General features: G+C 75.3%; 3 protein-coding genes and 1 pseudogene (1 of these 4 cut by a window edge). All 4 read right to left on the reverse strand.

What is annotated here, in order from left to right:
- Nucleotides 1-1,984, reverse strand: partial view of an SDR family NAD(P)-dependent oxidoreductase gene (locus ACWCO8_RS03850; protein WP_451030761.1) — the 5' portion only. It extends 10,736 nt beyond the left edge of the window; 1,984 of the gene's 12,720 nt are visible here — the first part of the coding sequence; it begins with the start codon at nucleotides 1,982-1,984; its stop codon lies beyond the left edge, outside the window.
- Nucleotides 1,981-8,574 (reverse strand): annotated as a pseudogene (locus tag ACWCO8_RS03855) (SDR family NAD(P)-dependent oxidoreductase); the annotation flags it as partial. The pseudogene ACWCO8_RS03855 and the gene ACWCO8_RS03850, both read right to left, overlap by 4 nt.
- A gap of 154 nt (nucleotides 8,575-8,728) precedes the next feature.
- The gene (locus tag ACWCO8_RS03860; protein ID WP_451030762.1) at nucleotides 8,729-19,585 is read right to left on the reverse strand and encodes an amino acid adenylation domain-containing protein; all 10,857 of its coding nucleotides are present in this window, start codon (nucleotides 19,583-19,585) and stop codon (nucleotides 8,729-8,731) included.
- Nucleotides 19,582-20,262 carry an FMN-binding negative transcriptional regulator gene (locus tag ACWCO8_RS03865; protein WP_451030763.1) on the reverse strand — a complete coding sequence of 227 codons (681 nt, stop codon included), beginning with the start codon at nucleotides 20,260-20,262 and terminating at the stop codon, nucleotides 19,582-19,584. Before ACWCO8_RS03865 ends, ACWCO8_RS03860 begins: the two co-directional genes overlap by 4 nt.
- Nucleotides 20,263-20,268: the final 6 nt, after the last annotated feature.

The raw sequence follows: 20,268 nt of genomic DNA on the forward strand, positions 1-20,268 counted from the left end.
AGTGCCCCACCACGGCCGACGGCACCACACCGTACGAGCGCCACACCTCGGCCAGCGACACCATCACGGCCCACAGCACCGGCTGCACGACATCGACGCGGTCCAGGTCGACCCCGTCCCGGACGACATCGAGCAGCGACCAGTCGACGTACGGAGCCAAGGCCTCGGCGCACTCGGCCATCCGCGCGGCGAACACCGGTGACGTATCGAGGAGTTCGGCCCCCATGCCCACCCACTGCGAACCCTGACCGGGGAAGACGAACGCCACACGACCGTCGCCGCCCGCCACACCCCGCACGACACCCGGCGCCTCAGCACCCGTTGCCAGCGCGGACAGACCGGCCAACAGCTCCGCCCGGTCCCCACCGAGCACCACAGCCCGATGCCCCAGCACCGAACGCGTCGTCCCCAGCGCGAACGCCACATCACGCGGATCGGCTTCGAGCGCAGAGCCGTGCGCGGCGAGACGCTCCGCCTGGGCACGCAGGCCCGCGGCCGAATCGGCCGACAGGATCCAGGGCACCACCGGAAGATCCCGCACCGCGGGCTCCACCGGCGGCGCGTCGAACGGCGGCTCCTCCTCCAGGACCACATGCGCGTTCGTGCCACTGACGCCGAACGACGACACACCCGCCCGACGCGGAGCACCCGTCTCCGGCCACTCCCGTGCCTCGGTCAGCAGCTCCACCGCGCCCGCCGACCAGTCCACCTGCGGCGACGGCTCATCCACATGCAGCGTCCGAGGCAGCACACCATGCCGCATCGCCTGCACCATCTTGATCACACCCGCCACACCCGCAGCAGCCTGCGCATGGCCGATGTTCGACTTCACCGAACCCAACAACAACGGCCGCTCACGACCCTGCCCATACGTCGCCAACAGCGCCTGCGCCTCGATCGGGTCACCCAACCGCGTACCCGTGCCATGCGCCTCCACGGCGTCCACGTCCGAGGACGCGAGACCCGCGTCCGCCAACGCCTGGCGCACCACGCGCTGTTGGGAGGGCCCGTTGGGGGCGGTGAGGCCGCTGCTGGCGCCGTCCTGGTTGATCGCGCTGCCGCGTACGACGGCGAGGACGGGGTGGCCGTTGCGGCGCGCGTCCGACAGGCGTTCCAGTACCAGCAGGCCGACGCCCTCGCCGAAGCCGAACCCGTCGGCGGCCGCGGCGAACGCCTTGCAGCGGCCGTCGGCGGCCAGCGCGCGCTGGCGGCTGTACTCGGTGAACACGGCGGGGGTCGACAGCACGGTCGCGCCGCCCGCGAGCGCCATCGTGGACTCGCCCGACCGCAGCGACCTCACCGCGAGGTGCAGCGCGACCAGCGACGACGAGCACGCCGTGTCGATCGACACGGCCGGGCCCTCGAGACCGAGGGTGTAGGAGAGCCGGCCGGACAGCACGCTGGGCGAGGTGCCGGTGACGACGTAGCCCTCCAGCTGGGTGCCCGCCGCACCGGCGATGTCGGAGTAGTCCTCGCTGCTGAATCCGACGTACACGCTGGTCGCGCTGCCGCGCAGGCCGTCGGGGTCGATCCCGGCGCGCTCCAGCGCCTCCCAGGCGGTCTCCAGGACCAGTCGCTGCTGCGGGTCCATCGCCAGCGCCTCGCGGGGGCCGACCCGGAAGAAGCCCGCGTCGAAGCCGGCGGCGTCGGTGAGGAAGCCGCCTTCACGGGCGTACGAGGTGCCCGGCCGGTCCGGGTCCGGGTCGTAGACCGAGGCCATGTCCCAGCCGCGGTCGGCCGGGAACTCCGAGACCGCGTCGGTCTCGTTCGCGATCAGCTCCCACAGGTCCTCGGGGGAGGCGACGCCGCCGGGGTAGCGGCAGGCCATGCCGACGATCGCGATGGGCTCGCTGTCGCGGCTCTCGACCTCCCGCAGCCTGCGCCGGGTGGTCTGCAGGTCGCCGGTGACCTGCTTGAGGTAGCTGAGCAGCTTCGCCTCGTCGGCCTTGGGCGCACCCCCAGGTCGGTCGGTCCGCTCGGTCATGCGATCCCCCGGTCGATCAGGTCGAACAACTCGTCCGCCGTGGCGGCGTCCAGCGCGGCCGCGTCGTTTCCTTCTCCGGACTCGGCGGCGTCCCAGCGGGAGGCCAGTCGGCGCAGGTGCTCCGCGACGCGTGTCCGGTCGGCTCCGTCGGCGGGCAGCGCGGCGAACGCTCCCTCCAGGCGGGCCAGTTCGGCGATGAGCCGGTCGGCGGCGGCGCCTTCGGCCTCGCTCGGCATCAGCGACGCGAGCAGGTGCTCGGCGAGCGCGGCCGGCGTCGGGTGGTCGAAGACCAGCGTGGTCGCCAGCCGAAGCCCGGTGGCCGCGCCGAGCCGGTTGCGGAGTTCGACGGCGGTCAGCGAGTCGAAGCCCAGCTCCTTGAAGCCGCGCGCGAAGTCCACGGCGCCCGGCCCCGCGTAGCCGAGTACGTCGGCGGCGTGACCGCGGACGACATCGAGCAGCGCGTGCGCGCGCTCGGTCGCGGGCAGCGCGGCGATCCGCGCGACGAGGGCGGCGGCGTCGTCGACGGGGCGCGCGACCGAGGAGGCGGCGGGCCCGGCCGGGGCTCCGGTCAGGCCGCGCAGCAGCCGGGGCGCCGCTCCCGCCCGCAGGGCGGCGAGGTCGAGGCGCGCGGTGACGGTCACGGCGTCCCCGGTGCGGGTGGCCGCGTCGAAGAGGGCAAGGCCCTCGGCCGAGGCCATCGCGACGATGCCGCCCCGGCCCGCCCGTGCCACGTCGGCGGCGTCGAGGTGCCCGGTGAGGCCGGTGGCGTCGGCCCACAGGCCCCACGCGAGGGAGGTCGCGGGCAGTCCCTCGGCGCGGCGTCGCTCGGCGAGGGCGTCGAGGAACGCGTTGGCGGCGGCGTAGTTGGCCTGGGCGGGTGTGCCGAGGGTGGCGGCCGCGGAGGAGAACAGGACGAACGCGGAGAGACCCCGCTCGCGGGTCGCCTCGTGCAGGTGCTGGACGGCGTCGGCCTTCGGGCGCAGTACGGCGGGCAGCCGGTCGGCTGTCAGCGCGGTCAGCACGCCGTCGTCGAGGGCGCCCGCGGTGTGCACGACGGCGGTCAGGGGCTGCTCGGCGGGCAGGCTCGCCAGGAGCGCGTCGACGTCGGCGCGCTCCGTGACGTCGCACCGCGCGAACCGGGCGGTGGCACCCGACTCGGCCAGTTCGGCGACCAGTTCGGCGGCTCCCGGCGCGTCGGCGCCCCGGCGGCTGGCGAGGACCAGGTGCCGGGCACCGTGCTCCTCGACCAGGTGCCGGGCCAGCAGGCCGCCGAGGACGCCCGCGCCGGTGAGCAGCACCGTGCCGTCGGCGTAGGGGGCGACGGTGAACACGATCTTGCCGGTGTGCCGGGCCTGCGCCATGAACCGCAGCGCGGCGCGGGCGTCGGACAGCGGCCAGGTGCGGGTGGGCAGGCCGCGCACCTCGCCGGCGGCGACGTGGGCGACGACCTCGGTCAGCAGGCTCTGGATGCGCTCGGGGCCCGCCTCCATCAGGTCGAAGGCGCGGTACGTGACTCCGGGCAGCGCCGCGGGGTCACGGCGGTCGGTCTTGCCGAGCTCGACGAACCGGCCGCCGTCGGCGAGCAGTTCGAGGGAGGCGTCGGTGAACTCGCCCGCCAGCGAGTTGAGCACCACGTCCACGGCCGGGAACCGCTCGGCGAACTCGGTGGTCCGCGACGACGCGATGTGCTCCTCGTCCAGGCCCTCCGCCCGGAGCACCCCGTGCTTGGCCGGGCTCGCCGTGGCGAACACCTCCGCGCCGAGCAGACGGGCGAGCCGGACCGCGGCCAGACCGACGCCGCCGGCGGCGGCGTGCACGAGGACGCGGTCCCCGGGCCGTACGCCGGCGAGGTCGACAAGCCCGTACCGGGCGGTGGCGTACGCCGACGGCAGCGCCGCGGCCTCCACCCACGTCCAGGCCTCGGGTACCGGGACGACGAGCCGGCGGTCCACCACGGCCAGCGGCCCGAACCCGCCCGGCACCATGCCGAGGACGCGGTCGCCCACGGCCAGGTCGGTCACGTCGGCGCCGACTTCGAGCACGGTGCCCGCGGCCTCGGAGCCGATGGCGTCGACCTCGTCGGGGTACATGTCGAGCGCGCACAGGACGTCGCGGAAGTTCAGGCCCGCCGCCCGTACGGCGACGCGGATCTGACCGGGTGCGAGCGGAGCGGTGGCGTCGGGCGCGGCGACTGCGTCGACGCCGTCGATGGAGCCGGGCCGCACGACGTCGACGCGCCAGGCGTCCGCCCCGGCGGGCGGCCGCAGCGTGTCGTCGGCCGCGCGGGCCAGCCGTGCGACGGACAGCTCTCCCTCGCGGAGCGCGGACTGCGGCTCGTCGCCCACGGTCGGCACGGCACGCAGCGAGTCGGCCACGCCGTCGGTGTCGACGAGCAGGAAGCGGTCGGGGTGCTCGGTCTGCGCGGAGCGTACGAGTCCCCACACGGCGGCGGCGGCCGGGTCGGGCGCCTCGCCGGGCCGGACGGCGACGGCGCCGCGCGTCACCACGGCGAGCCGGGCGGCGGCGAACCGCTCGTCGGCGAGCCACTCCCGCAGCAGGCCGAGCACCTCGGCGGTCGCCCGGTGGGTGTCACCGACCGCATCGGCGCCGGTCGTCACCGGGGCGAGGACGAGCTCCGGTACGGAGGTGAGGTCGGCGAGCGTGGCGTGCAGGGGGCCTTCGAGGCCTGCCGCGCCCGCACCGACCACGGCGCGGCGTGCGACGGGGGCAGGCTCCGCGGCCACCCAGTCCACACGGAACCGCGCGTCCCGGGTGCCCGCGGCCGTCGCGGCGCGCAGTTGGTCGGCCGAGGCGGGCCGCAGCCGCAGCGCGGACAGCTCCACGACGGGCGTGCCGTCGGTGGTGGTCGCGGTGAGCCGTACCTCGTCGCCGCCGACGCGTGCGGCGCGCACCCGCAGCACGCGGGCGGCGCTCGGGCGCACCGTCACGCCGCTCCACGAGAACGGCAGCAGCACCGGGGAGTCGTCGGGCTCGGCGGCGAGCACGGCCTGGGTGGCGGCGTCGAGGAGCGCCGGGTGGACCGCGAACCCCGCCGCGTCGACGCCCTGGGGCAGCTCGACCTCGGCGAAGACCTCGGCGACACCGGCCTTGTTCTCGGCGCTTTCGGCGCTTTCGGCGGCGCGGCTCCACAGCGTTCGCAGCCCCCGGAAGGCGGGGCCGTAGCCGAAGCCGCGTCCGGCGAACCGGTCGTACAGCCCGTCCAGGGACACGGGCCGCGCGTCGGCGGGCGGCCACGTCCCCTCGACGGCCGCGAGCGGCTCGTCCTGGGCCAGCACGCCCGAGGCGTGCGGGGTCCAGTCGCCGTCGGCGAGCGCGTGGACGGCGACGGCGCGCCGGCCGTCCTCGTCGGCGCCGCGTACGGTCACGCGCAGGGCGAGCCCGTCGGCGGGAACGCCGATCGGGGCGGCCAGGGTGAGTTCCTCGATCCGGCCGCAGCCCAGCCGGGCGCCCGCGTGGGCGACCAGTTCGAGGACGGCCGTGCCCGGGACGACGACCGTGCCGAGAACGGCGTGGTCGGCCAGCCACGGGTACGCGTCGGGGGTGATCCGGCCGGAGAGGACGAGGCCGCCGTCGTCGGGCAGTTCGACCTCGGCGCCGGCCAGCGGGTGTCCGCCCGCGACCAGGCCGACGGCGGCGAGGTCGCCCGCGCCGGCCGTCCCCGGGGCGAGCCAGTAGCGCTCGCGCTGGAAGGCGTACGTGGGCAGCTCGACCGGTCGCGCGCCGGCCGCGTCGAACAGCGGCCGCCAGTCGACCGGCACGCCCGCCGCGGCCACCTCGGCCAGGGACAGGGTGAACCTCTGCTGATCGCTCTCGTCCCGGCGCAGGGTCGCGGCGACGTGCAGCTCCACGCCCTCGGCCTCCGCGGTCTGCTGCATGGCGACGGTCAGGACGGGGTGCGGGCTCACCTCGACGAAGCCGCGGTAGCCCTCGGACAGGAGTCCCGTCACGGCGTCGGCGAAGCGCACGGGCTCGCGCAGGTTCCGGTACCAGTAGCGGGTGTCCAGCTCGCTGCCGTCGACCCAGTCGGCGGTCACCGTGGAGTAGAGCGGAATCTCGCTGTCGCGGGGCCTGATGCCCTTCAGCTCGCCGAGGAGCCGCTCGCGGACGGCCTCGACCTGCGGGGAGTGCGAGGCGTAGTCGGCGGCGACGCGGCCCGCGCGCAGGTTCTCGTCGTCGCAGAGGTCGAGCAGTTCCTCCAGCGCCTCGCGCTCGCCGGCGACCACAAGCGAGCGGGGGCTGTTGACCGCGGCCACGCCGAGCCGTCCCGCCCAGCGCTCCACCATCTTCTCGACGTCGGCGGCGGGCGCGGACACGAAGCCCATGCCGCAGCGGCCGGGCAGGTCCACCACGGCCTTGGCGCGCAGGGCGACGATCTTCGCCGCGTCGTCCAGGCTGAGGGCGCCCGCGACGCAGGCGGCGGCGATCTCGCCCTGCGAGTGCCCGACCACGGCGGACGGCACCACGCCGTGCGCGCGCCACACCGCGGCCAGCGACACCATCAGCGCGAAGAGGACGGGCTGGACCACGTCCACGCGGCGCAGCGGCGGCGCACCCTCGACGCCGCGCAGGACGTCGACGACCGACCAGTCGAGGTGCGGGGCCAGGGCGCGCTCGCACGCGGCCATCCGCTCGGCGAACACCGGCGAGCTGTCGAGGAGTTCCACGCCCATGCCGAGCCACTGCCCGCCCTGGCCGGCGAAGACGAAGACCACACGGCCGTCGGCCCCGGCGGTGCCGCGCACGACTGCCGGGTCGGCGCCGCCGGAGGCCAGCACGTCGAGACCGGCGAGGAGTTCGGCGCGGTCACGGCCCACGACGGCCGCGCGGTGGTCGAACGCCGTACGGCGGGTCACCAGCGACAGGCCCACGTCGGCGGGCGTCAGTTCGGGGTCGGCGGCGACGAAGGTGCGCAGCCGGGCGGCCTGGGCGCGCAGCGCGTCCTCGGTGCGCGCGGACAGCGTCCACGGCACGGGCGCGGGAACGGCACCGGCTTCGGTCTCGGCAGCCCCGGCCTCCGTCTCGGGAGCCCCGGCCTCGGGAGCTTCCGCCGGTACGGCCTCGGGAGCTTCCGTCGGTACGGCCTCGGGCGCCTCCTGCACGATCACATGGGCGTTGGTCCCGCTCACACCGAACGAGGACACACCCGCCCGGCGCGGCCGGTCGGTGCGCGGCCAGTCCCGGGCCTCGGTCAGCAGCTCCACCGCGCCCGACACCCAGTCCACGTGCGGCGACGGCGCGTCCACGTGCAGGGTCTTCGGCAGCACGCCGTTCCGCAGCGCGAGGACCATCTTCATGACGCCGCCGACGCCCGCCGCGGCCTGCATGTGGCCGAGGTTGGACTTCAGCGAGCCCAGCCAGAGCGGCCGGTCGCGGTCCTGCCCGTACGAGGCGAGCAGCGCCTGCGCCTCGATCGGGTCGCCCAGCCTGGTGCCGGTGCCGTGGCCCTCGACCGTGTCCACGTCGGCGGCGCGAAGGCCCGCGTCGGCGAGCGCCTGCCGCACCACGCGCTGCTGGGCCGCGCCGCTCGGCGCGGTCAGGCCGTTGGAGGCGCCGTCCTGGTTGGTCGCGCTGCCGGTCAGCAGCGCCAGGACCTCGTGTCCGTTGCGGCGCGCGTCGGAGAGGCGTTCGAGCAGCAGCACGCCGACGCCCTCGGACCAGCCGAGGCCCTCGGCGGCCTTGGCGTACGAGCGGCTGCGGCCGTCGGCGGAGAGGCCGCCCTGCTTGGTGAAGTCGACGAACAGCTCGGGGGTGTGCATCACGGTCACGCCGCCCGCGAGCGCCATCGTGGACTCGCCCGAGCGCAGCGACCGTACGGCCATGTGGATGGCGACCAGCGAGGACGAGCACGCCGTGTCGACCGTGACCGCGGGACCCTCCAGGCCCAGCACATAGGCGATGCGCCCGGACAGCACGCTGGAGAGGCGGCCGGTCAGCGCGTGGCCGTCGCCGCCCTCGGGGACGCCCGCGAGCAGGGATGAGTACGACTGCGCGTTGGCGCCGACGAACACGCCGACCTTGCCGCCGCGCCACGAGCCGGGCTCGACGCCGGCGCGCTCCAGCGCCTCCCAGGAGGTCTCCAGGAGCAGCCGCTGCTGCGGGTCCATCAGCTGCGCCTCGCGCGGGCTGATGCCGAAGAACCCCGCGTCGAACAGGGCCACGTCCTCAAGGAATCCGCCGTGGCGGGTGAGGCTGGCGGCCGGTCCCGACTGGTCGGCGAGCGCGGCGAGGTCCCAGCCCCGGTCCTCGGGGAAGGACGAGATCGCGTCGCGCCCCTCGGCGACCACCCGCCACAGTTCGTCGGGCGTGGTCACCCCGCCCGGGTAGCGGCAGGCCATGCCGACCACGGCGATCGGATCGTCGTCAGCGGCGCGCCGCACGGGCTCGTCGTCGTCGGCGAGGGCGACGTGCTTCCCGCCCGCCGCGTCGACCAGCACGTCCGCCAGGGCCCGGGCGGTCGGGTAGTCGTAGATGGCCGTCGTCGGCAGCTTGACGCCGGTGATCCGGCTGAGCCGCAGCAGCAGCTGTACGGCGGTCAGGGAGCGCAGTCCCAGCTCGCGGATGGCGCGGTCGGGATGCACGTCCTCGGCGGTGCCGATCTCGAGCACCTCGGCGACCTGGGCCAGTACGAGGTCGAGCACCAGTCGGCGCCGCTCGGGCTCGGGCAGACCGCCGAGACGGTGGGCGAGTGCGGGCAACTGACCGGCCGGTGAGGCGTCCAGCGACTCAGGCATGGGTGGTCCCCTCCAGCGGGTCCGAGATCGGGAGAGTGGAAACGGGCAGGGCGGGATCGGCGAGCGCGGCAGCCAGCAGCGCCGCCGTGTCCCCCAGGAGGACGTCGACGGTGGCCTGGTCCAGTACGGCGGCGCGGTGCACGACGTGCCCGGTGAGGCCGCCGTCGGGGTCCTCGACGAGGTGGACCTCGAGGTTCCAGCGGGCGTACACGCGCTCGCCCGCGAACGGCTCGACGCGCACGCCGGGCAGGCGCAGCTCGCCCAGCTCGACGTTGACGAGCTGGAACACCACGTCCACCAGCGGCCGGTCCGGGTCGAGGCCCAGGCCCTCGGCGACCCGCTCCCACGGCAGGGCCTGGTGGGCGTAGGCGTCGACCGAGGTCGTGTGGACGCGGCCGAGGAGCTCGGCGAAGGTCGGGTCGCCCTCGAAGCCGACGCGCAGGGGTACGAAGTTGGCGAAGAAGCCGATCAGGCCCTCCACCTCGGCACGGGTGCGGCCCGCCACGGGCGAACCCACGGCGAGGTCCTCGGAGCCGGTGTGCCGAGCCAGCGTCGCGGTGAACGCGGCGAGCAGGGTCATGTAGAGCGTGGCCCCGTGCGCGGCGCCGATCTGCCGCGCGGCGTCGACGAGTTCGGCGGGCAGCCGCCACTCGGTGAGCACGCCCGCGTCGTCACGAGCCGTCACGGCCCGGGCGCCGGGCAGCGCGAGGGGCCGAAGCCCGTCCAGCCGCTCGCGCCAGTGGTCGAGCTGCTCGTCGAGTACGGCGCCGGTCAGCCAGGACCGTTGCCATGCGGCGAAGTCGCCGTACTGCACCGGCAGTTCGGGCAGCTCCGGTACGCGCCCCTCGCGCAGCGCCTCGTACGCACGGGACAGCTCCGACCAGAGCACGCCCTGCGACCAGCCGTCGGTGGCGATGTGATGCACCGTCAGCATCAGGACGTGGTCGTCGGGGGCGATGCGCAGCAGCGACGGCCGGAGCACGGGGCCCCGGACCAGGTCGAAGGGCCGGGCGGCCTCCTCGCCCGCCGCGACGCGCGCGGCCGCCTCGTCCGGCACGTCCACGGCGAGGAGTTCGACCTCGCCGGCGGGCAGGACGACCGTCGTGGGCTCGTCGCCCGGCACGAACACCGTGCGCAGCACCTCGTGCCTGCCGACGACCTCGGTCACCGCCCGGCCGAGCAACTCCACGTCCAGGTCGCCCCGGATCCGTACGGCCAGCGGGATCGTCCACATCGCGTCGTCCGGGTCCGCCTCGTGCAGGCTCCACAGCTGGCGCTGGGTCAGCGAGAGCGGCAGCGGCCGGTCCCGCTCCACCGGCACCAGCGGCGGCACGGCCGAGCGCGGCGCGGTGGCCGCGACCTCGGCGAGCGCGCGCGGCGTGCGGTGGTGGAACAGCTCGCGCAGGGACACCTCGACGCCGAGCACCTCGCGGATGCGGGCGACCGTGCGGGCCGCGACCAGCGAGTGGCCGCCCAGGGCGAAGAAGTCGTCGTCCACACCGACCCGTTCGGCCTCCAGGACCTCGCGGAAGATGCCGCAGAGGGCCTCCTCCTCGCGGCTGCCGGCCGCGGCGAAGCCCACGTCGAGGGCGGTGCGCAGGTCGGGCGCGGGCAGCGCGCCGCGGTCGACCTTGCCGGTGGTGGTCAGCGGGAACGCGTCGAGCGCGACGAACGCGGAGGGCACCATGTAGTCCGGTACGGCCTCGGCGAGGTGCGCGCGCAGCCGCGCGGGCAGGTCGCGGTCGACTCCGGGGGCGGGCACGACGTAGCCGACGAGCCGCTTGACGCCCGGGGCGTCCTCGCGGGCGACGACGACGGCGCGCGCCACCTCGGGGTGGCGCAGCAGCACGGCCTCGACCTCTCCCAGCTCCACCCGGAAGCCGCGGACCTTGACCTGGTGGTCGAGCCGGCCCAGGAACTCCAGGCTGCCGTCCGGCCGCCAGCGGCCCAGGTCGCCCGTGCGGTAGAGGCGGGATCCCGGCGGCCCGAAGGGGTTGGGCACGAACTTCGCCGCGGTCAGCTCCGGCTTGCCGACGTAGCCGCGCGCGAGGCCGGGACCCGCGAAGCACAGCTCGCCCGCCACGCCCACGGGCACGGGCCGCAGCTCGCGGTCGAGCACGTACGCGCGGGAGTTGTCGACCGGCCACCCGAGGTGGGCGGTGCCGGGCCAGTCGGCGACGGCGGCCGGCAAGGTGAAGGCGGTCACGACCTGGATCTCGGTCGAGCCGTAGTGGTTGTGGATGCGCAGCTCCGGCCGGGCTGCGCAGAACTCCCGCAGCGCGGCGTCCAGCGACAGCGGCTCGCCCGCCTGCGACATGTGCCGCAGCGAGGTCAGCCGGGCGCGGCCCGCGTTGGCCTCCTCGGCGAGCGCGCGGATCATCAGGTTCGGTACGAAGATCTGCTCGATCGCCCGCTCGTCCAGCCAGCGGGCGAACCGGGCCGGGTCGCGGCGCACCTCGTCGGCGGGGATGACCAGCGTCTCGCCGTAGAGCAGTGCGGAGAGGACCTCCTGCACCGAGACGTCGAAGGTGAGGGCGGTGAACTGTGCGGTGCGCGTGCCGGGACCGCCGGGGACGGCCTTCTTCTGCCAGGCCAGCATGTTGACCACGCACCGCGCGGGCATGGCGATGCCCTTCGGGGTACCGGTGGAGCCCGAGGTGTAGACGACGTACGCGAGGGAGTCGGGACCGGGGCCGGCGTCGGCCGGGGCGTCCGGCTCGGTGTCCGTGTCGGTCGCGGCGTCGGTGTCGGCGTCGGTCTCGGAGAGGCCGTCCAGCAGGACGAGCGCCGTGTCGTCGGCGAACACGCCCGCGTGGGCCCGCTCGGTGACGGCGACGGCCATCCCCGCGTCGTCCACGATGAGCCGGACCCGCTCGGCGGGGTGGGTCGGGTCGATCGGCACGTATGCCGCGCCCGCCTTCAGGATGCCCACGAGTCCCACGATCATCGCGGTGCTCCGGTCCAGGCAGAGCCCGACGAGGTCGTCCGGGCGCACCCCCCGGGCGCGCAGCCGCCGGGCGACCCGCTCGGCGGCGCGGCCCAGTTCGGCGTAGGTGAGGGTGTCGTCGCCGAACTCCACGGCGCGGGCGTCCGGCGTGCGGGCCACCTGCTCGTCGAAGAGCTCGGCGAGCGACGCGTCCCGGTACGGCACCTCCGTGTCGTTCCAGCCCTCCAGGAGCTGGTGGCGGTCGGTGTCGTCCAGGAGGGAGACCGTGGACAGCGGTGCGTCCGGGTCGGCGAGCGCGGCGCGCAGGACGACGGTGAGGTGGTGCAGCAGCCTGCGTACGGTCTCGGCCTCGAAGAGCGCCGTGGCGTGCAGGACCGTGCCGCGTACGCGGTCGCCGTCCTCGGTCAGGTGCACCTCCAGGTCGACGCGGGTGAACGCGTGCTCGTCGAGCAGCGGTTCGAGCCGCGCCTCACCGAGCCGGTCCCCCTTGTCGCCGGGGGCGCGCATGAGCTGGAAGACCACCTGCACCAGCGGGTTGCGGGAGAGGTCACGCTCGGGAGCGAGCGCCTCCACGAGGTTCTCGAACGGCAGGTCCTGGTGCTCCATGGCGCCGACCGCCGACTCGCGCACCCGGCCCAGCAGTTCCCGGAAGGTCGGGTCGCCGGACAGGTCGGTCCGCAGGACGAGCATGTTGACGAAGAAGCCGATCAGCCGCTCCACCTCGGCGCGGGTGCGGCCCGCGACGGGCGTGCCCACGGCGACGTCCTCGGTGCCGGCGAAGCGCGCGAGGACGAGGGAGAACGCGGCGAGCAGCGTCATGTAGAGCGTGGCGCCCTCGTCGTCGCCGAGCGCCCGCGCGGCGCGGACCAGGTCCTCGGGCAGCTCCCATGCCTGGGAGGCGCCCGCGGAGGTGGCCAGGGCGGGACGCGGGTGGTCCAGCGGCAGTTCCAGCGGCCGTACCCCGGTGAGCCGGTCGCGCCAGTACTCCACGTGCCGGTCGAGTACGGCACCGTCGAGATGCGCGCGCTGCCAGACGGCGAAGTCGCCGTACTGCACGGGCAGTTCGGGCAGGACGGGCTCGCGCCCTTCGAGCGCGGCGGTGTACGCCTCGGCCAGCTCGCCCCAGAAGACGGCGTGCGACCAGCCGTCGGTGACGGCGTGGTGCGCGGTGATCAGGACGGCGTGGTCCTCCGGCGCGAGCCGCAGCACGCGGGCGCGCAGCAGCGGGCCCCGTGCCAGGTCGAACGGCAGGGCCGCGTCCGCCGCGGCGAGCGCAAGCGCCTCGGCCTCGTCGGCGACGTCGGTGACGGCGAGGGGGATCTCCCGTACGTCCTGGACGACGGCGACCGGCGTACCGCCCCCGTCGTCGGGGAAGACGGTGCGCAGCGCCTCGTGCCGGGCCACGACGGCCGACAGGGCGGCGCGGAAGGCGTCGACGTCGAAGGGTCCACGGGCGCGGACTCCCATCGCCACGTTCCAGAAGCCGCTGTCCGGGGTGAGCCGGTCGAGGAACCACAGCCGCTGCTGGGAGAAGGAGAGCGGCAGCGCGCCGTCGCGCGGCACGGGCCGGATCACGTCCACCTCGGCGGCGAGCTCGCCCACCGCCCCGGCCAGCCGGCGGGGCGTGCGCAGTTCGAACAGCGACTTCAGCTCGGCGTCGGGCCCGAAGAGGGCACGGATCTTCGCGATCGCCCGGGTGGCGAGCAGCGAGTGGCCGCCGAGGGCGAAGAAGTCGTCGTCGGCGCCGATCGGCCGCACCTCGAGGACCTCCGCGAAGATCTCGCAGAGCGCCTTCTCGGGTTCGGTCGTGGGCGGTACGTACGCGGCCTCGGCGACGGAGCGGGCGTCCGGCGCGGGCAGCGCCCTGCGGTCGATCTTGCCGGTGGTGGAGAGCGGGAACGCGTCGAGCGCCACGAACGCCGACGGCACCATGTAGTCCGGCACGCCGCCGACCGCGTGGGCGCGGAGCTCGGGCAGCACGCCCTCGCCGTGGCCGGGTTCGAGCACCACGTACGCCACCAGGCGCTTGTCGCCGGGCACGTCCTCGCGGACGGCCACGGTCACCTGCGAGACGGCGGGGTGGCGCAGCAGCACGGCCTCGATCTCGCCCAGCTCCACCCGGAAGCCGCGGATCTTCACCTGCGCGTCGCCGCGGCCCAGGAACTCCAGGGCGCCGGTGGGCAGCCAGCGCACGACGTCGCCGGTGCGGTACATCCGCGCGCCGGCCGGGCCCCACGGGTCGGGCACGAACTTCTCGGCGGTCAGCTCGGGCATCCCCACGTAGCCGCGCGCGACGCGCGGCCCCGCGATGACCAGTTCGCCCGCGACGCCCAGCGGCACAGGTCGCAGGTCGCCGTCGACGACGTACACGCGGGTGTTGTCGATCGGCGCGCCGATCGGGACCCGGGAGCCCGCCAGGGTGAAGCCGGGTTCCATCGGGAACAGGGTGGCGAACGCGGTCGCCTCGGTCGGGCCGTAGGCGTCGACCACGGTCAGCTTCGGGTGGGCGGCCATGACGCGGGCGACGGTCTCGCCCGACACGGCCTCGCCGCCGGTGAGCACCTCGCGCAGGCCCTCGAAGCAGGGCAGGCACTCCTCGACGAGGAGGCTGAAGAGCGGCGCGGGCAGGCACATCGCGGTGACGCCGTGCTCGCGGATCAGCCGGTCGAAGGTCCCCGGCTCGACGTGCTCGTCGGCGGCGATGACGATCTGCTTGCCCGCCAGCAGGAACGGCCACAGCTCGTAGGTGGAGATGTCGGTGGCCAACGGGTAGTGCAGCAGCACCCGTTCGTGGTTCCCGTTGCGCCAGCGGCGGTCGGCGGCGAGGACCACGATGTTGCCGTGGGTCACCGCGACGCCCTTGGGCTCGCCGCTCGATCCGGAGGTGTAGATCACGTACGCCGTCGCGTCGCGGTCCGGGTCGATGCCGGGGTCCGTGTCGGGCGCGTCGCCCGGGTGGGCCGCGTCGAGGACCGTCACGGCGTCGGTGCCGGGCACGGGCCGGTCGGCGATGACGACACGCAGGCCGGAGGTGGCCACGATCCGTTCGGTGCGGCCCGAGGGGTTGCGCGGGTCGAGCGGCACGTAGGCGCCGCCCGCCTTGAGGATGCCGAGGACGGCCGCGACCATGTCGACGGAGCGGCCGGTGGCCACACCGACCGGCTCGTCCGCGCGGACGCCGTGCGCGAGGAGCACGTGCGCGAACCTGTTGGCGCGACGGTCGAGTTCGGCGTACGTGACCCGCTCGTCGCCGCACACCAGGGCGACGGCGTCGGGCGTACGGGCGGTCTGCTCGGCGTAGAGCCGGGGCACGGAGCCCTCGGGCAGCGGCGCCGCGGTGTCGTTCCACTCGACGAGCACGCGGTGCCGGTCGGCGTCGTCGAGCATCGTCGCCGCGGAGATCGGCCGGTCGGGGTCGGCGAGCACCTGGCCGAGGACCACGGTGACGTGGTGCATGAGCTGGCGGACGGTGTCGGCGTCGAACAGGTCGGCCGCGTAGAGCACGGTGGCGGTGACCTCGTCGCCGACCTCGACGGCGTGCACTTCGAGGTCCATCCGGGTGTACGCGTGGTCGAGGTCGAAGTGCTCGACCTCGGCGTCCGCCCACGACGGCCACCCCGGTGCGCCGGTGAGCAGCTGGAACGCCACCTGCACCAAGGGGTTGCGCGAGAGGTCGCGCTCCGGGCGCAGCCGCTCCACCAGGTGCTCGAACGGCACGTCCTGGTGCTCGACGGCGCCGACGGCCGCCTCCCGTACGCGGCCGAGGAGTTCGCGGAACGTCGGGTCGCCCGAGGTGTCCGTGCGGACGACGACGACGTTGACGAAGAAGCCGATCAGCGCCTCGACCTCGGCGTGCGTGCGGCCCGCCGTGGGCGAGCCGACGGCCACGTCGTCGGTCCGCGCGTAGCGGGACAGCACCACGTCGAAGGCGGCCAGCAGGGCCATGTACAGCGTCGCGCCCTCCTGGGCGGCGACGGCGCGGGCGGCGCGGACGAGGTCGGCCGGGACGGCCCACGGCAGGGCGCCCGCCCGGCCGGTGGCGACGGCGGGGCGCGCCTTGTCGAGCGGCAGCTCCAGCGGCGGCAGGTCGGCGAGCCGCTTCGTCCAGTGCTCGGCGCGCCGCTCCAGGACGTCTCCGGAGAGCCAGGACCGCTGCCAGACGGCGAAGTCGGCGTACTGCACGGGCAGTTCCGCCGGCGCGGTACCGGAGTACGCGGCGGCGATCTCCGCCCACAGCAGCGCCTGGGACCAGCCGTCGGTCGCCACGTGGTGCACGGCGACGACGAGCACGTGGTCGACCGGGCCGAGGCGCAACAGGGTGGCACGCAGCAGCGGGCCGCGGGCCAGGTCGAAGCCGGTGGAGAGCTCCGTAGAGGCCGCCGCGCGCGCCGCGTCGACGCCGTCCACCTCGATCAGGGGCAGCGGGACGGGGGCGGGGGGAGCGATGACCGCGACGGGCGAGCCGTCCTCGATCGCGAAGGTCGTCCGCAGCGCCTCGTGGCGGGCGACGACGGCCGTCAGGGCGGCCGCGAGCCGCTCCGGGTCGACGGCGCCGCGCACCCGCACGGCGCCGCCGGAGGTGTAGGACGCGCTGCCCGGGGTGAGCTGGTCGAGGAACCAGAGCCGCTGCTGCGCGAACGACAGCGGCAGCGGGCCGCCGCGCTCCACCGGCACCAGCGGCGGCGCGGTGGTGGCCGCCGCCGCCTCCACAACGGTGGCCAGCGTGCGGGGCGTGCGCTGCTCGAACAGGTTCCGCAGCGGCACCTCGGCCCCGAGCGCGCCCGCGATGCGGGCGATGACGCGCGTCGCGAGCAGCGAGTGGCCGCCGCGTACGAAGAAGTCGTCGTCGGCGCCGAACTCCGCGACGCCGAGGACCTCGGCGAAGATGCCGCAGAGCGCCCGCTCGGTCTCGGTGCGCGGCGCGACGTGACCCGCGCCCGTCTCCTCCTGCGGGGCGGGCAGCGCGGCGCGGTCGACCTTGCCGGTCGCGGCGAGCGGCAGCGTGTCGAGCAGGACGTACGCGGACGGCACCAGGTAGTCCGGCAGGGCGGCCGAGGCGTGCGTGCGCAGCGCGGCGGCGTCGAGCTCGGCCCCGGCGCGCGGGACGACGTAGGCGACGAGCCGCTTGCCCAGCGCGCCGTCCTCCCGTACGACGACGGCGACGCGCGCGACGGCGGGGTGCCCGGCCAGCGCGGCCTCGACCTCGCCCGGCTCCACGCGGAAGCCCCGCAGCTTCACCTGGCCGTCGGCGCGGCTCAGGAACTCGAGGACACCGCCGGGGCGGCGGCGCACCACGTCGCCCGTGCGGTACATGCGCGTTCCGGGCGGGCCGAACGGGTCGGGCAGGAAGCGTTCCGCGGTGGCCGAGGGGTGACCGGCGTAGCCGCGCGCGAGGCCCACGCCGGAGACGTACAGCTCACCGGGGACGCCGAAGGGCACCGGTCGCAGCCGGTCGTCGAGGACGTGGGCGCCGGTGTTGTCGAGCGGGGTGCCGATGGGCACGCGGCCGGCCGGCGAGGGCTCCCCGGGTGCGACGGCGTGCACGGTGGCGAACGTCGTGGTCTCGGTGGGGCCGTAGCCGTTGAGGACCGTGAGGCCGGGATGGGCGGCGCGTACGCGGGCGACGGTCGCGGGCTGCACGGCGTCGCCGCCGGCGATGATCTCGCGCAGGCCCGCGAGGCAGGCCACGTCCTCCTCCGCGACCAGGTCGAACAGGCCCGATGTCAGCCAGAGGGCGGTGACGCCGTGGTCGGCGACGGCGCGGGCGATCGTCCTCGGCCCGATCGCTCCGGGCGGGGCGACGACCACGCGGCGGCCCGACAGCAGGGGCGACCACAGTTCGTAGGTCGAGGCGTCGAAGGCGTGCGGCGAGTGCAGCAGGACGCGCTCGTGCGCCCCGCCGGCCCAGCGCCGGTCCAGGGCCAGGGCGGCCACGGCGCGGTGCGTCACGGCGACGCCCTTGGGCGTGCCGGTGGACCCCGAGGTGGACATCACGTACGCCAGGCCGTCGGGGTGCGCGACCGTCTCGGGCGCGGTGTCCGGGACTCCGGCCGGGTCGACCCGCAGGTCCACCACGGGGAGGTCCTCGGCGCCGGGGACCGCCTCGTCACGGTCGGTCAGCAGCAGCGCCGCGCCGGTGGCGGCGAGGACCGCACGGGTGCGCCCCGCCGGGTTGCGGGCGTCCAGCGGCAGATACGCGCCGCCCGCCTTGAGCACGGCGAGCACGGCGACCACCAGGCGCACGGACCGCTCGGCCGCCAGCGCGACCACGACTTCCGCTCCGACCCCGCGGTCCTTGAGGACGTGCGCGAGCCGGTTCGCGGCCCGGTCGAGTGCGGCGTACGTCCACAGGTCGGCGCCGTCGGCCACCGCCACGGCGTCGGGGGTCCGCGCGGCCTGCGCGGCGAACAGCTCCGGGAGTGCGGCCTCGGGCAGCGGCACGGTCGCGCCGTGCGCGGCGGCGAGGAGCGCGGCCCGCTCGTCGGCGTCCGTCATGGCCAGCCGGGACAGCGGTACGTCGGGGGCTTCGGCCGCCGCCCGCAGCACGGCCGTCAGATGCCGGGCCAGTCCTTCGACGGTCTCGGCGTCGAACAGGGCGCGGCTGTAGTTGACCAGGCCGCCGACCCCGCCGTCGGCCTCCTCGCCGAGGTAGACCTCCAGGTCCATCCGGGCGAAGGCGCGGTCGCCGGCGAACGGCTCGGTGGTGGTCCCGGGGAACGGCGCGGGGCCCGCCGTCGCACCCGGCACGACCTGGAAGACGACCTGGGCGAGCGGATTGCGCGACAGGTCGCGCTCGGGGACCAGCTTCTCCACCAGGTACTCGAACGGCACGTCCTGGTGGGCCATCGCGTCCACGGACGCGGTGCGCACGCGGTCGACCAGTTCGCGGAACGTCGGGTCGCCGGACAGGTCGGTGCGCGTCACCACGGTGTTGACGAAGAAGCCGATCAGGTTCTCGACCTCGGCCAGCGGCCGGCCCGCGACGGGCTGGGCGACGGCGACGTCCTCCGTGCGGGCGTGCCGGGACAGCACGACGCCGAAGGCCGCGAGCAGCGTCATGTGCAGGGTCGCGCCCTGTTGTTCGCCCACGGCCCGGGCGGCCGCGACGACGTCGGCGGGCAGCCGCCACATGACGACCCCGCCCTCGGCCGACGCCACGGCGGGGCGCGGCCGGTCCAGCGGCAGTTCCAGGGGCGTGATGCCGTCGAGGCGCTCCCGCCAGAACTCCAGGCGCCGCTCCAGCTCGGCGGGCGGCAGCGTGCGACGCTGCCACGCGGCGAAGTCGGCGTACTGGAAGCGCAGTTCGGGCAGTTCCGGCTCCCGGCCGTCGGCCAGTGCGGCGTACGCGGCGGTGAGCTCGGCCCACAGCACGCCGTGGGACCAGCCGTCGGTGGCGATGTGATGCACCGTCAACAGCAGGATGTGGTCGTCCTCGGCGAGCCGCAGCAGACGGGCCCGCAGCAGCGGCCCCTCGCTCAGGTCGAAGGGGCGCGCGGCCTCCTCGCCCGCGAGTCGCTCGGCCTCGGCCTCGTCGGCGACGTCGACGACGTCCACCGGCACCGGCGCGGGGGCCAGGACGACGGCGGAGGGCGCACCGGCGTCGTCGGTGTAGACGGTCCGCAGCGCCTCGTGCCGCGCCACGATCAGGCTCAGCGCCCGGCCGAGCACGTCGGGCCGCAGCGTGCCGCGTACGCGTACGGCGGATCCGAAGTTGTAGAAGGCGCTGCCCGGCATCAGCCGGTCGAGGAACCACAGCCGCTGCTGCGCGAACGCCAACTCCAGCGGCTGGTCCCGCGACACGCGCGTGATGCCCTCGGGCGCCGCGCCCGTCCGTGCCGTGCGCTGCCTCAGCCTGCTCAGCGCCGAGTCGAGACCCGGCCGCCGCCCCGTGCTCCCGGTCACCTGAGCTCCTCGGCCTCTTCGTCCCTGCGGACCAGGCCGCGGGAGCGCATCAGGGCCGCTACCTTCCGGTGGGTCGCCGACTCGCTCCCCTCGAAGTCCTCGACGATCCGACGTCGCATGGGTTCCGGCTTCTCCTGGCTGAGCTTGAACATCGTCTGTACCGACTCCACCTGTAGCTCGAAGGCGCCCACGCCGGGCGCGATCTCGCGGAAGTAGTCCACGGAGGACTCCTGGTCCCATCCCTGGCCGAACCCGGCCTCGAGGCGTCGCGCGGTGTCCCGCACGATCTCCAGGACCTCCGCGGGATCGACGGTGGGGCGCAGCGTGCCCACCACGTGCACGGCGGTGAAGTCCCACGTGGGCGCGGCGGGCGTGACGCCGTACACCGTCGGTGACACATAGCCGTGCGGGCCCTGGAAGACGACCAGCGCCCGGTCGCCCTCGCGCATCGCGGTCCACTGCGGGTTGCGTACGTTCATGTGTCCGACGAGCGTCGAGCCGACCAGGGAGGTGCCGTCGGCCGCGAGGGTCTCCTCGTCGACGCCGCCGGGCCCGTGGCGGAACAGCACCGGCGCATGCGTGCCGAGCGGGGCGTGCTCCCCCGGTGTCACCACCAGGGCCAGTGGGTTGGCTCTCAGCAGGGCCAGGACCGGACCCGTGCGGTCGTCTGAGTACAACGGACG

This window comes from Streptomyces sp. NPDC001927 (assembly GCF_053594455.1).